The organism is Anabaena cylindrica UHCC 0172 (assembly GCF_034931625.1).
Taxonomy (GTDB): Bacteria; Cyanobacteriota; Cyanobacteriia; order Cyanobacteriales; family Nostocaceae; genus Anabaena; species Anabaena cylindrica_A.
The window spans coordinates 16,189-29,750 of the sequence record NZ_JAYGGY010000099.1; the positions used below are offsets into that span (position 1 = coordinate 16,189).

Annotated in this window: 10 protein-coding genes and 1 tRNA gene; 5 read left to right on the forward strand and 6 right to left on the reverse strand. The window is 38.8% G+C overall.

What is annotated here, in order from left to right:
* Positions 1-106: 106 nt before the first annotated feature.
* From VB713_RS22180 to VB713_RS22195, 4 genes are all read right to left on the reverse strand, one after another.
* A complete protein-coding gene (locus VB713_RS22180) occupies positions 107-595 on the reverse strand; it encodes a plasmid segregation centromere-binding protein ParR (RefSeq protein ID WP_323313674.1) in 489 nt (162 codons plus the stop codon).
* A gap of 8 nt (positions 596-603) precedes the next feature.
* On the reverse strand, positions 604-1,740 hold the full coding sequence (locus tag VB713_RS22185) for a ParM/StbA family protein (RefSeq protein WP_323313675.1): 1,137 nt from the start codon (positions 1,738-1,740) through the stop codon (positions 604-606).
* Between the two features lie 256 nt (positions 1,741-1,996).
* Positions 1,997-2,626: a DedA family protein gene (locus VB713_RS22190; protein WP_323313676.1), complete on the reverse strand. Its 630-nt coding sequence runs from the start codon at positions 2,624-2,626 to the stop codon at positions 1,997-1,999.
* Between the two features lie 93 nt (positions 2,627-2,719).
* Complete coding sequence (locus tag VB713_RS22195; protein WP_323313677.1) at positions 2,720-3,802, reverse strand: Gfo/Idh/MocA family oxidoreductase; 1,083 nt, start codon at positions 3,800-3,802, stop codon at positions 2,720-2,722.
* Positions 3,803-4,386: 584 nt separating this feature from the next.
* Between VB713_RS22195 and queC the strand changes: the two genes are divergently transcribed.
* Positions 4,387-5,067, forward strand: a complete 681-nt coding sequence (gene queC / locus VB713_RS22200; RefSeq protein WP_323313678.1) for a 7-cyano-7-deazaguanine synthase QueC — start codon at positions 4,387-4,389, stop codon at positions 5,065-5,067.
* 87 nt (positions 5,068-5,154) lie between these two features.
* Here the strand turns inward: queC and VB713_RS22205 are convergent, their stop codons facing one another.
* Together VB713_RS22205 and VB713_RS22210 are read right to left on the reverse strand one after the other, a co-directional pair.
* A complete protein-coding gene (locus tag VB713_RS22205) occupies positions 5,155-6,501 on the reverse strand; it encodes a hemolysin family protein (protein ID WP_323313679.1) in 1,347 nt (448 codons plus the stop codon).
* Positions 6,502-6,555: 54 nt separating this feature from the next.
* Positions 6,556-7,266 (reverse strand): hypothetical protein, encoded by a 711-nt coding sequence (locus VB713_RS22210; protein WP_323313680.1) that lies wholly within the window; start codon positions 7,264-7,266, stop codon positions 6,556-6,558.
* Between the two features lie 323 nt (positions 7,267-7,589).
* Here VB713_RS22210 and VB713_RS22215 point away from each other — a divergent pair.
* The 4 genes from VB713_RS22215 (at position 7,590) to VB713_RS22230 (ending at position 13,427) form a co-directional block, all read left to right on the forward strand.
* Positions 7,590-7,662 (forward strand) — tRNA-Ile (locus VB713_RS22215).
* Positions 7,663-7,876: 214 nt separating this feature from the next.
* The gene (locus tag VB713_RS22220; RefSeq protein ID WP_323313681.1) at positions 7,877-9,592 is read left to right on the forward strand and encodes a DnaJ domain-containing protein; all 1,716 of its coding nucleotides are present in this window, start codon (positions 7,877-7,879) and stop codon (positions 9,590-9,592) included.
* A gap of 667 nt (positions 9,593-10,259) precedes the next feature.
* Positions 10,260-11,699, forward strand: coding sequence for a glycoside hydrolase 100 family protein (locus tag VB713_RS22225; RefSeq protein ID WP_323313682.1), 1,440 nt, complete (start codon positions 10,260-10,262; stop codon positions 11,697-11,699).
* 312 nt (positions 11,700-12,011) lie between these two features.
* Complete coding sequence (locus VB713_RS22230; RefSeq protein WP_323313683.1) at positions 12,012-13,427, forward strand: glycoside hydrolase 100 family protein; 1,416 nt, start codon at positions 12,012-12,014, stop codon at positions 13,425-13,427.
* Positions 13,428-13,562 lie beyond the last annotated feature (135 nt).

Here is a 13,562-nt window from a genome sequence, read left to right on the forward strand (position 1 = left end):
ACACAAAAGTTAAACCCAGAACCTGAAAACAAGTTCTGGATTTAACTAATAAACTGCTCACACTTCCCGATCTAGCTTGTAAAACGCTTATAAACTTGGGTTTTCCTTAGAAATCATCAAGATACTGGCTCAAGCGACTAATCACAGGGTCAATCTCTTGGGGAGTGGTATCGGGGGTAGAAGCAGAATTGTTAACTACTTCTACCGTCGGTACTGATGAAGTTAGAGGTTGAGTAGATGCTCCTTGACTAAGCATAATAGCCAGTTGTGCAACTTGTTGAGTAAGTTGTAATATCTGGCTTTCCATCGCCTCTAAACGATTGGACTCCTTAGCAAAAAAACGTTCCTCAAGGCCAGCTAATTGACGTTGCAACTCACCGATTTGTTGTTCCATCGGCAATGCTGCTGTATTCGGAGCAGGTCGTACAGATTCCGGTACACATAAAGCTTGCCATAGAGCTTCCTTACAGAGGTCGCTGAAAGTCTTTTCGGGCTGTGCCTCCAAGTAACTTTCCACCTGTGCTAACAAGCTCTCATCAGCAATTTCTGGATTGAATGTTACGGATTTAACTACCTTTTTGGACCATTGGAACATCAGTTTTATTACCTAGCAGCGCGAACAGCAGATAACTGCGCTTCCCCATAAATAAACTGCCCTAAAGCATTAGCTTGGCGGGAGGGTGCAGCTAAATGAGCGCTAATTTTGGCTTCTTTGAGTAGACGTTGTACATCTTCCCAGAAGAACTCACCACCACCACCTGTGATAATTACATCAGTTACACGCTCTGGTAACCAGGCTAACACGCGAGAGCAAATTTCCCGTGAAAACTGCTCTGTGAGGTTAGGGAGAAAATCGTCTAAATTGGTGGGTTTGCTGGCACCTTTGGGACGGTAAAAGCGATCGCCCTTCGGTTTGTTAACAGCAGAAATTAGCGCTAGAGATTGACTATCAGCCCCGTCTATTTCCTTAGCCACCATTTCATAAAACTTGCTCATTCCGAAGTCTTCACTCTTAGAAGCACCTCTAGCAAAGCGGAAGTTATCCACCATCAGCAAGTCAATAGTTTGATGTCCAATATCAACTATTCCCACCGATACCTTTGTCAAATCAGGAATCGCAGCTCCTTTATTTGGTTGGCCTTCAGACCACAGCAGGCTACCATAACCTTCTGGCATCACCCAAACTTTAGTCACGTTTAACTGTACTGTTTCCCCACGGAAATTCATTACATGAGGGCCACTAATCAAACTCGTTAATTGGGCTTTTTCCTTTTCAAATTGCTCTAAGGAAAGGAAAGGTAAACCAACAATCACAGAAATATCGTCTTTTAGCTTAAAGTAACCGGCAGCTGCCAGAACCTTAGCCATTGCATCCTCTACCTTGGATTGTCCAACTCCTAAATTGGCTCCAAAGTCTGCTGCTATCTGACCAACAGCATATCCATTACCTTGATATTCCAGCCATAAATCCATCAAAGGATCTGTTGCTTTAGACTCAAATACCCCACCTCGTATTTGTTCTATTGACATCTGCTTGACATTGGCAGGGATAAAGGCCACATTTTCTGGTTCGCGGCTCACACAAGTTTTGGTAGAGGTTCTACCTAAATCAACACTGAGAATGTTTTTCCCCGAAATACTGATTGGCTTATTAGTATTATTTATAGGGGTTGCCGCTACTCTATTCATTGGTATAGCAGCGGCATTCATCGGGTTAGCTACTGGAGGTTGGTCTGTCATGAAAGCTCCTATGTGGTGACTTAACTGTAAAAAGTTATCATGCCCATCTTACAAAAAGGCGAAGTCGGAAAAAATTCCTACTTGGGTCAAGTGTAGCTAGAAATACGTCACAATCATTGTACGTGATACCTGTTGTGGGCTTTACTAGGTCACGCTACGCGAACGTCAATGCGAATTTAGCATTATTTTGGCATTATAGTGTAAGAGAAATTTGCACATTTTTAACTTCTACTTTCACCCCAATACTTACACAGGTTTATCTTCTAGTACTTTTGCTCTTGCTCTTGCGCTTGAATATCCAAAGGAAGAATACCAGCACCAGACCGCCTAAAACAATTTTAGATACAGGCGAGAGGTACTTGTCCACAAGTTCATATTGACCACCTAACAAGTATCCTGAATATGTGAGCAAGCCTACCCAGGCAGCACTACCCAGAGATGTGTAAAATAAAAAGAAAGGCAAGGGCATATTGCTCATGCCTGCGGGAACGGAAATTAAGGTACGGATTCCCGGCACAAGACGACCAATTAATACTGCTTTATTACCTTGTTTATTGAACCAGCTTTTAGCCTTATCAATATCTTCACTAGATATAGCCAGCCATTTACCGTACTTGTTAGCTAAAGTTTTTAAGCGTCGTTCTCCCAAAAACTTACCTGGATAGTACCAGATCAGTGCGCCAAGTACAGAACCCAAAAGCCCTGATAAAAATACGCCTAATATATTTAGTTTTGCCCCTCCTGGTTGATAGGGACTAGCGGTAAATCCTGCCAATGGCATAATCAATTCAGAAGGTATGGGGGGAAAAAGGTTCTCTAGGAACATCAGGAAAGCAATTCCCAAATATCCCAGGGAGTTGATCGTGTTAGTGATCCATTCGAGCATAGAGAATGGGTAATCAGTAATAGTTAATAGTTAATAGGTGATAGGTAATGGGGCAGTTATTCCCTTGCTTCCTATCACCTGCTCTTCTATTTTCTAAGCAGTTGGGGTTAATGATTGTACTCTTGATTCAGATTGCCAGTCCAATGGGTTCCAAACCCTTTCTTCTAAAGCCATCTGCTCAATTAAACTGGCTAATCTTAAAGCTTTGAGAGCTTGTTCACCACCAACTGAAGGCTGATTACCGCCATGCACACAGTTAACAAAATGTTCTAACTCTGCGCTTAGAGGTTGCACGTTACTGGTATAGACTTTTTCTATTAAACCATCTTGCTTGTAAAGTACTTGCCGATGGTCGGTTAGAGGATTGATATTAGTTTGGCGATGAATCAAAATTTCATTCTTGAGGAAATCAGCTTCGGTGAATGAGTTTTTGCAATGGGCGACAATACGACGAATTTTGCGGTGAGTCACTTTACTAGCTGTCAGAGTAGCAACAACACCATTGGCAAAACCTAAGGTGGCAGTCACATAATCTAAATAACCAGAATCTAAAGAGCGAGTACCATTAGCTGTCAATTTCACCACGGGAGAACCAGCTAATTCTAAAAGCAGGTCAATGTCATGAATCATTAAATCCAGTACTACTGACACATCACTTGCTCTAGCTGAATAAGGACTCATCCGGTGAGCTTCTAATGCTAGTACTTCCTCAGTTTTCAAAACTTGACTGAGTTCTCTAAATGCTGGATTGAAACGCTCAATGTGACCTACTTGCAAAATACATTGAGACTCAGCAGCAGCGTTGACGAGAGATTCTGCTTCAGAAATACTTGCAGCGATTGGTTTCTCAATCAAAACATGAATTCCAGCTAACAGACAGTTGATGCCAACAGCATAATGTAAGCGAGTGGGTACAGCAATACAAACTGCATCTATATGAGGTAGTAAATCGCAGTAATCTTCAAAAAAACGGACTTTGTATTTGCTGGCTGTTTCTAAGCCTCGCTCAACATTGATATCGGAAACGCCTATCAGTTCAACATCTTTCATTGAACTCAGTACGCGGGTGTGATGTTGTCCCATGTTACCCACTCCAATCACGCCTATGCGGATTGCTCGTGGCTGGTTGCGCTGTGAATATAGATTTGGTTCTGCCACTGACATGCTATTTTGCACTATTATTTTCTCCTCAACCACCAAATTTAAAGACGCTACGGTCGTTGGCCTTTATACTTAAGCGCCAGGTGCGATCCGTCTAAAACCATCCAGATGGTAACATAGTGGTTCTATTTATGAAGAATTTCAAAGTTTATGATCAGTTCCCACTATTTGGCTACCTTTTGGATAGATAGTTATTAATTGCGCCATTCTTTTAAGATAGACACAAAAAACTATGTGTTATTTTGTTGACTTTACAAGCTCCGTCGGACTTACGTAAAAATTCACAGGTGACGGTTAGGCAATCAATTACTGGAATAAGTACTTATTTTTCCGTAGAAAATTAATCACGCGTATTGCTAGTAAAATTACAACCAATTAAATAACTAACGCTGCAAGTATAATCTTCAGCAAGGTTGTTGCGTCAGAATAAGGGAAATTAATTTTTTTTCATATTTATTTTTTTAGGTTTGTTGCATTTTGTTGATTGTCTCACCTTTTGGAAGAAATTGGTGTTAGTGATTTTCTGAGTTCGTTGATTGGTGTCCTCTGGTTAGGATGTAATTTAGCAGACAATGGGTAAACTTAAATTGTGAACTGAGATGAAAGCTGTAATTTTGTTGTCTGGGGGATTAGATTCTTCTACAGTTCTCTACAAAGCAAGGGCTGATGGTTGTGAATGTTATGCTATTTCCTTTGATTACCAGCAAAGACACCAACGAGAGCTAGAGTCAGCCTTACTGATCGCTGAAGCGGTTGGGGTTGTAAAACATCAGGTGGTGAATTTTGATTTAAGGCAATGGGGTGGTTCAGCTTTAACGGATAATACGATCGCTCTCCCTGAGGAACGTTCCTTAGATGAAATGTCTCAAAATATTCCTGTAACCTATGTTCCTGCCCGTAATACCATCTTTTTAAGCTTTGCTTTGGCCTATGCTGAAGCGATCGCCGCGCAACGAGTATATATTGGCGTGAATGCTTTAGATTACTCTGGATATCCTGATTGCCGTCCTGATTATATTCAAGCTATGCAAGAAGTCTTCCGCTTGGGAACCAAACAAGGACTCGAAGGACAACAAATTAATATTGTTGCACCATTAATTAATTTGAAAAAAACCGAAATTATCCAACTAGGCAACCAGTTAGGAGTCCCTTGGGAGCTAACTTGGTCTTGCTATGCTGGTGGTGAAGTTGCTTGTGGTGTTTGTGACTCCTGCCGTTTGCGTTTAGCAGCCTTCGCGGAATTGGGATTAAAAGATTTAGTTCCTTATGCTAAGTACTGAGTATTGAGTAAGAATTTTCTCTCCCTGCTCCCTGCTCCTTGCTCCCTGCTCCCTGCTCCCTGCTCCCTGCCCCCTGCCCCCTGCTCCCTATCCTTCTAAAAGTCGGATTTGAATTTGGTTGAGGCGTGGCCCCATAACTGACATGACGGTGAATTCAAGATTTTCATACAAAAAAGTTTCGCCTTTCTCTGGGATTTTTTGCAATTGATAGAGCAGAAAGCCGCCCAAGGTCTGATATTCTCGCGTTAAGGGTAAATTGAGATGTAAGACTTCGTTCAGTTCTTCTAGGTTGATCTGGGCTTGGACTAAAAATGTCTGCGGGTCTAACATTTGAACTAACAGGTAATCGTTACTTTCCGGTTCACCTGCATTCCCAATAATTTCCGCAATGACATCTTGAATTGTCACCAGTCCTACCGTACCGCCAAATTCATTGACAACAATTACCATCGCTGGTTTTTCTTGCTGCATCATGGGCAGTAGTTCGCTCAACAGTGTTTGTTCTGGGACAAAGCGGGGCGATCGCATCCAAGGTAGAATTTGTGTATCTAAAGCCAGCTTTCCAGTAGCTAATGGCTCTGCTAAATCTTGAAAATAAACAATACCGCGAATGTCATCTAGAGATTCGCCAATAATAGGAAAGCGGCAATGACCACTAGATGTCATTTCCTGAAGTAGCGTGTGAAAAGTTGCGTCTTCTGGTAAGGCTATAACGTTGGTACGAGGAATCATCACATCTTCAGCAGTGATTTCCCCAAACTCAAAAACGTTATTTAGCAGTTCTCGCTCTGAAAGCTCCAAACCAGTAGACTCACGTTCTGTTGATATAATTAATTGCAATTCTTCAGGTGTAACTGGTGGTCTCCAGCTTTGTCCTGTATATTGAATCCCAAATAATCGCAACAGGTAGCGGGTTGATTGGTTCAGAATCCAAATCACAGGGCTGAAAAAACGTACTATCGCTTTGACTGAAGGCCCCAAAAATCTAGCCAGCTGTTCTGAATACAGCATAGCCACGGATTTTGGAAATAATTCCCCGAAAACAATTTGCAAATAGGCAATTAAAAAGAAGGTAATGGGAACTGAGAAAGAATGAGCGAGAAAGTTACTCACACTGATGGGTAAAGGCCAGGATTTTAACCATACCTCTATCAGTACAACAATCGTGCTTTCTCCAATCCAACCTAGCGCCAAACTAGAGAGGGTAATACCTAACTGAGCCGTAGATAAAAGCCTGTCAATACTACGTTGTAGCATTTCGACAGCGATCGCTGGAATATCCCCAGCCTGAACTAATTGGTGAATACGTGTTCGCCGTACAGTCACCATCGAAAACTCCGCCATGACAAAAAAGGCATTAATTGCTATCAGCAATAGCACTGACAACAACCTCAACCCTACATCTGTCCAAATTAACTGAGGAAAACCACTCACCGTTAAAGCTCGTGTAAAACTTACGCCGATACCAAAACGCTAACAATAGCATTTCTATTTTTCCACAGGAATATCTGAAACTTGTAATTTTAGTTTTTGAGCAGGATAATCTGTCAGTGCCAGTGAAATTTTGTTCACATCATCCAGTAAAGCTGTGGGAATGCTAATTGTACCTGTAAATGTTGGACCCTTAGTAGGCAACTCTGCGGGAAGCCCTTCTGTAATAGCGCTTAGTGTTCTGCCTTTATCATCAGTCACATCTAAAAAACTATACAGAAACCTGACAGAATCAGCACCCTGGTTCTGCATTTTTACTTTTAGTAATAAATCACCCCCAGAATAGCGAGCCGATTGTACAGACAGCGTGACACCTTCACTTTCAGCAACAACTGGAAATCCTGGTTGCAGTTTGTCTTCGGTTACTTCTTGGGGCGTTTCCTGAACTTCAGGCTTCTTGATTTTTGTCTCATCTTCATCTTCATCTAGCTTTTTTGCTTTGCTCGCACTCGTATTCCCTTGAATCCGCGATTGAACACCTTTGAGAATCTCATCCTCTTTTAAGAGGCTTATTCCCACCTGTTGACCATTATTATTATTATTGGTCTTACTGCTGGCAAATTTAGTTGCAGGACGACCATCTGGTGTCGTCACACCCTTAAGAGCAGAACTTCCCATAGTAAACCCCAAAAATGCACTCACAGAACCTGCGCCCAACATTAGGGTTAACAAAATTAACGTCAAAACTACAGTGGAATTTATTTTCATCGCTGACAAGCTATTTCAGAAGAAGTATAATTTATTTGCAAGTGTTAAAGCGTAGAAGCTCAATCTTTGAAAGTAACTTCATCATTATTCTCGTAAAAAGTTTAAAATCGCCATTTTTTATAACTTTGTGATTAGGGTAATTTTTTATGTTCATACCCTAGAACCTGAGAAAAGTTTAAAAATTTTGCAAAGTTTGTAAAATCATGCTATACTTATAGGCGTGCATTTGTCTAAAAGTCAAATATAATTTGCTCAAGCTCAAATAATAACAAAGAGTTAGCATTAAAGCTGTAAGTAGACAAAACTGAAATCTAACACAACGAGCGCCCTTGGCCGATTGGGGAGGCAACGAACTCATAATTCGTCCTCAGGCTGGTTCGATTCCAGCAGGGCGCATTAAAAACTCAGAAATTATCATAAATTCATTATCAGGGGTTTAGCATTGCTAAAACCTCTGTTTGAATATTTATTTGCAATATCCAAAATTGGCGATTTATTTAGGACTTGTTGAAAAAGTCTTTTCGTTAAGGCTAGGAGTCAGAAGGAAGAATTAACTGCATAATCTCACTGATAACCGCTAAAAAAATATTAAATGGACTAAAATACAGTCATGAAACCAACATCCACAACAGGTGCAACATTCATCACCACCGGAAGTTTAACTGGTGCGTGTCTATCATCTACCGTTGGCGGAATTGGGATAGCAGGTAGCTTTGGTGCTGTCGGAATAGGTGCAACTTCTGTTACCGCTGCGGGTGCAGTTGCAGGTGCTGCTGTATATGGAGCATTTAAAGGCATCACAGAGGGAGATACAGTAGTTTTTGGCGCAATGGGAATAGGTGCTGTTGGTGGTGTTGGTTTTTCTAGCGTCGTTGGTGGGATAGGATTCGTTGCACCAAAAATTGGTTTAGCTTTCGGTATTGGTAGTATGCCAATGGCAGGAATAGGCGCTGTAGTTGGACTAGCTGCTTATGGTGTCGCAAAATTGTTAGATGATTCTGAATTTAAAGAAACTCCCATGCAAGTTTTTGAACGCATGGAAGAAAAAGTTTTACAAATGGATTATTACACCGCTGCATTAATAGAGTTATCTGGTGATGATATTAGTCAGAAATTTGCAGCTTTAGAAATTGAAGATGATTTAAACAAACTCAAGTATACACTAAATAATAATTCTCCCCAAGTAGAAACAAATACAGTATCTCTTACCAACAAATTACCTTTAACTTGGCAATGTGTAAAAACCCTGACGGGACATTCTGGGGCTATAAATGCAGTAGCTATTCATCCCGATGGTAAAACTTTGATTAGTGGTAGCGATGACAGACAAGTTAATCTGTGGAATTTGAAAACTGGAAAATTTTTATATACATTTTCTGGACAAGCTGAAGCAGTTTTATCTGTGGCTATCAGTCCAGATGGCAAGCAGATAATTAGCGGTAGTGTAGATCGAAAAATTAGCAGTTGGCAATTGGAAACAAAAAAATATAACCGTACTCTCTCTTATTTAAACTCTCCCTATAGTCACAACAGTTTTGTTAATGCAGTGGTTTACAGTCCAGATGACAGAATGATTATTAGTGGCAGTACAGATAAAACTATTAGAATTTGGGGACGCTCCACAGGAAACATAAAGCGCACTTTAAATGGACACACAGATGCAGTTTTAGCAATTGCTATTAGTTCCGATAGTACAACCTTAGTTAGTGGTGGTGCAGATAAAACTATCAGAATCTGGGATTTACAAACTGGTCAACAACGTTTTATTCTTACTCAACATTTAGCCGCAGTAAATACACTGGCTATCACTCCAAATAATCAAATTTTTGTTAGCGGAAGTACAGACACTACTATTAAACTTTGGAATTTACAAACAGGTGAATTAATCCGCACCTTAACTGGACACATAAAGGACGTTCTATCAATTGTTATCCATCCAAATGGTAATACTCTCGCTAGTAGCAGCAAAGATGGAATTATCCAACTTTGGAATCTACACACAGGTGAACTATTAGAAACTTTTTCTGGTTTTAGTCCTTTAGCTTTTAGTTCAGATGGTGACATTCTGATTAGTGGTGGTAAAAGCGGGACAATCAAAATCTGGGAACAAGTCCAAAGCACCGAAAATTTATCTATAATTGGAGAATGGTGGGAAATATTAGGTGTAAATAGAAATACCCATCCTCACGATGTCAAACTTGCCTACCGTCAATTAGCAAGATTGTATCATCCTGATATTAATAATTCAGAAAGTGCTAAAGCAGCAATGCAAGCTGTAAATCTGGCTTATCATAATTTTCAGACACTTATGAATCTTGTAAAATAAACCTAATTTTAATACATACATTTGTGTAATTAGTTACAGAATTTTTTCTAAAATAGACGTTTTATAAAACATCCTTCAAGGGTGTTGATGTAGCGAGAATTAGTGAGATTACAAAAATTAGTTTATTTTGGCTTTTATAGCCTTTAGTTAAGCTGTTAGAGCGCTAAAAAAAAATTTAAGCATCCATATTGCATATTGAGAAAAAACGTTATAAATTGTTAACTTATAGGGGAATAATTTAATTTGCAGGTTTAAACAGTCAATCCTAGTCAAGTAAATATACTGCAAGGGGTTTAAACTTCACATAAACCTTAAACAGCAATAGGGATATGTTTTTTTTAGTAAAGCGAAGTCCTGAAACTTAAAATGGGACAAGGCAAGTCTAAAAACCTATCTTCCTGTAATTGTTTGAAGGTCAATTTTTATGGATTGGTATGAATAAACCGATTAGTAAAATTCAATGCAAGATTTTTAATAAAAAGCAAATTAACAACGATTGATTTGCTAATATTCAGCAGTTGTAAATATTCTCATTGGAGTATTAATTTCTAGAATTTATATTTGCTCTTCAAAAAATCAGTCGTGTAATGATGAAAATAGCAAATATAAATAATAAATAAAGGTGCATCTACTACAAAATTACTATCTAAATGGAGTTATTCTGGCGATGCAAGTAAATGAATTAAACACAACTGACAATATAGAAAATGAGGCATGGCAAGCCCTAGAGAATTCAATTCTATATTATCAAGGTCGTCCGATTGGGACTTTAGCTGCCTATGATCCGTCTGTTGAAGCGTTAAATTATGACCAGTGCTTTGTCAGAGATTTTGTGTCTTCTGCCTTAATTTTTTTGATTAAAGGTAGAACAAACATTGTAAAGAATTTCCTAGAAGAAACATTAAAGTTACAGCCTAAAGAAAGAGCATTAGACGCATATAAACCTGGACGAGGTTTGATACCAGCGAGCTTCAAAGTTATTTCTATCAATGGAGAAGAACATCTAGAAGCTGATTTTGGAGAACACGCGATCGCTAGAGTCACACCTGTAGATTCTTGCTTGTGGTGGCTAATTTTACTCCGTGCTTACGTAGTCGCTACAAATGACTATGCTCTGGCTTATCAACCTGAATTCCAAACAGGTATCAAGTTAATCATGGAAATCTGTTTGGCTAATCGTTTTGATATGTATCCAACGCTGTTAGTTCCAGATGGAGCTTGCATGATTGACCGGCGCATGGGTATCTATGGTCATCCGCTAGAAATTCAAGTGCTATTTTTTGCGGCATTGCGTGTAGCTCGTGAGCTACTAATTTGCAAAGGTAATCAAGATGTCGTCGCTGCAATTGATAACCGCTTACCTTTGCTATGTGGTCATATTCGTCAGCATTATTGGATAGATATTAATCGTCTCAATGCAATTTATCGCTTCAAAAGTGAAGAATATGGCAAAGCAGCAGTGAATCTATTTAACATCTATGTAGATTCGCTACCTTATTACGAACTAGATAAATGGCTACCTAAAAAAGGTGGTTATTTTTCCGGTAATGTTGGCCCATCCCAGTTAGATACTCGCTTCTTTACACTGGGAAATTTGATGGCGATTATTTGTGATCTTTCAACTGAAGAACAATCTCAATCAATTATGGCTCTGATTGAAAAAAGATGGGATGATTTAGTGGGAGATATGCCCATGAAAATCTGTTTCCCGGCTTTAGAACATGAAGAGTATAGAGTTGTGACAGGATGTGATCCTAAAAATATACCTTGGTCTTATCATAATGCCGGAAGTTGGCCTGTTTTAATGTGGATGTTAGCCGCAGCATCAATGAAAACCAATAAAACTGGTTTAGCAAGAAAAGCAATGGAAATTGCCAAAGCGCGTTTGAGTGAAGATGAATGGCCAGAATATTACGATGGTAAGAAAGGGCGATTAATTGGTAAACAAGCCCGCAAATATCAAACCTGGACAATTGCTGGATATTTATTGGCTAAAGAACTAATGGATAATCCTCAGTTTTTACCATTAGTTAGTTTTGATAAACTACCTCCAGAATCAATTTCTAGAGCCTGTGAATTTGAAGTTGGCAATATCGAACCTATGTAATGAGATAACTGTCCAAGATGAACAACATTTTTTCAGCCCCTGTGTAATTATATGGGGGTTTTTTATCTTTTATAAATTGCTTTCAGCTAATAGTTAAAGAAGGTATCATATAAGAAAATAAGAGAAATAAAAAACTCAAATTCTCTTGTGATGATGGAATATTGCCATGTATCCGTGTATGTCCAAGATTAAGTGGCTATATATCCATTATTAAACCCAAAAAGAATTGCAACACAAGCGATACATTTACTAGTTTCCAGACCAGAGTATTAATTACTGCACAATTCCCATCATAATGGAGTATTTACGGCAATGACAAAAGAGGAAATGTCAAAGGTTAATGATGTAGAAAAACAGGCATGGGAATTACTAGAAAATTCTATTATTTACTATCAAGGTCGTCCCATAGGAACTGTAGCTGTTTGTGATAAGTCACAAGCAGCATTTAATTTTGAACATTGCTATGTTAGGGATTTTGTATCTTCAGCTTTAGTTTTTCTGATTAAAGGTAAGTATGATATTGTGCGTAATTTTTTAGAAGTAACTTTAAATTTACAACCTCAAAAAAATGACCTTAATGCTTATACACCTAGTCAGGGTTTTATTCCAGCTAGTTTTAAAGTTGTATCAATAAATGGAGAAGAATCTTTAGAAGCAGATTTTGGGGAAAAATCTATAGCTAGAGTTACACCTGTTGATTCTTGTCTATGGTGGATTATTATCCTACACGCTTATGTCAAAGCTACAAAAGATATAAATTTTGCTTTGCAACCGCAATGTCAACAAGGCATAATGTTGATTATGGAACTTTGTTTAGCGACTCGGTTCGATATGAACCCAACGCTATTAGTTCCTGATGGATCTTGTATGATTTATCGCCGTTTAGGTATTTTCGGCTATCCTTTAGAAATTCAATCTCTCTTTTATGCCGCTTTACTTGCAGCGCGTAAACTGTTAATTTGTGCTGGTGATGAAGAGATTGTTACAGGTATTGATAACCGTTTACCTTTATTAAGAGATCATATTCGTCATCATTATTGGATAGACATGAAACGCCTGAATGTTATCTATCGTTTTAAAGGTGAAGAGTATGGGCAAACAGCAGTCAATCAATTCAATATTTATGCGGATTCAATTCCCTATGCTGATTTATGTGTATGGTTGCCAAATCATGGTGGTTATTTAGCAGGGAATATTGGACCTTCTCAGTTAGATACTCGATTTTTTGCTTTGGGAAATATGATGGCTATCATTTGTTCTTTAACTACTGAACGTCAATCTCAAGCCATTATGAATTTGATTGAAGAACGGTGGGATGATTTAGTGGGAGAAATGCCCATGAAAATCTGTTTTCCGGCTTTAGAAAATGAGGAATATAAAATTTTTACAGGCTGCGATCCTAAAAATATGCCTTGGTCATATCATAATGGTGGTAGTTGGCCAGTTTTGTTATGGTGTTTAATTGCAGCTGCTCAAAAAACAGGTAGAACTGATATTAGTAACCGTGTTTTAGAAATAGCTGCATCACGTTTAAGTGACGATGAATGGCCTGAATATTATGATGGTACAAGTGGTTTATTAATTGGTAAAGAAGCACGGAGATATCAAACTTGGACAATTAGTGGCTTTTTATTAGCAAATGAATTAATGCGAAATCCTGTATATTTAGAGTTACTTAGTTTTGAGGAGTTTGATACTGGAACTACTTCTCAGGTTTGTGATTTATAGTGAAGGTTTTTTGATTTGGGGATTTTGCTGAATCAGGCGTTATGCAACTTTCCTATTAGTAAGGTGCGTCAGATGTCTAGAATCTGTTGATAATAAATAATTTACAGCAGGAGTTAGGAGTCAGGAGGAAGAAGA

What these genes read in the sequence shown, in the direction of transcription:
- VB713_RS22225 (WP_323313682.1), top strand. Translation starts at nt 10,260, where the DNA reads ATGCAAGTAAATGAATTAAACACAACTGACAATATAGAAAATGAGGCA.
- VB713_RS22185 (WP_323313675.1), bottom strand. Translation starts at nt 1,740, where the DNA reads ATGACAGACCAACCTCCAGTAGCTAACCCGATGAATGCCGCTGCTATA.
- queC (WP_323313678.1), top strand. Translation starts at nt 4,387, where the DNA reads ATGAAAGCTGTAATTTTGTTGTCTGGGGGATTAGATTCTTCTACAGTT.
- VB713_RS22230 (WP_323313683.1), top strand. Translation starts at nt 12,012, where the DNA reads ATGACAAAAGAGGAAATGTCAAAGGTTAATGATGTAGAAAAACAGGCA.
- VB713_RS22210 (WP_323313680.1), bottom strand. Translation starts at nt 7,266, where the DNA reads ATGAAAATAAATTCCACTGTAGTTTTGACGTTAATTTTGTTAACCCTA.
- VB713_RS22220 (WP_323313681.1), top strand. Translation starts at nt 7,877, where the DNA reads ATGAAACCAACATCCACAACAGGTGCAACATTCATCACCACCGGAAGT.
- VB713_RS22190 (WP_323313676.1), bottom strand. Translation starts at nt 2,626, where the DNA reads ATGCTCGAATGGATCACTAACACGATCAACTCCCTGGGATATTTGGGA.
- VB713_RS22180 (WP_323313674.1), bottom strand. Translation starts at nt 595, where the DNA reads ATGTTCCAATGGTCCAAAAAGGTAGTTAAATCCGTAACATTCAATCCA.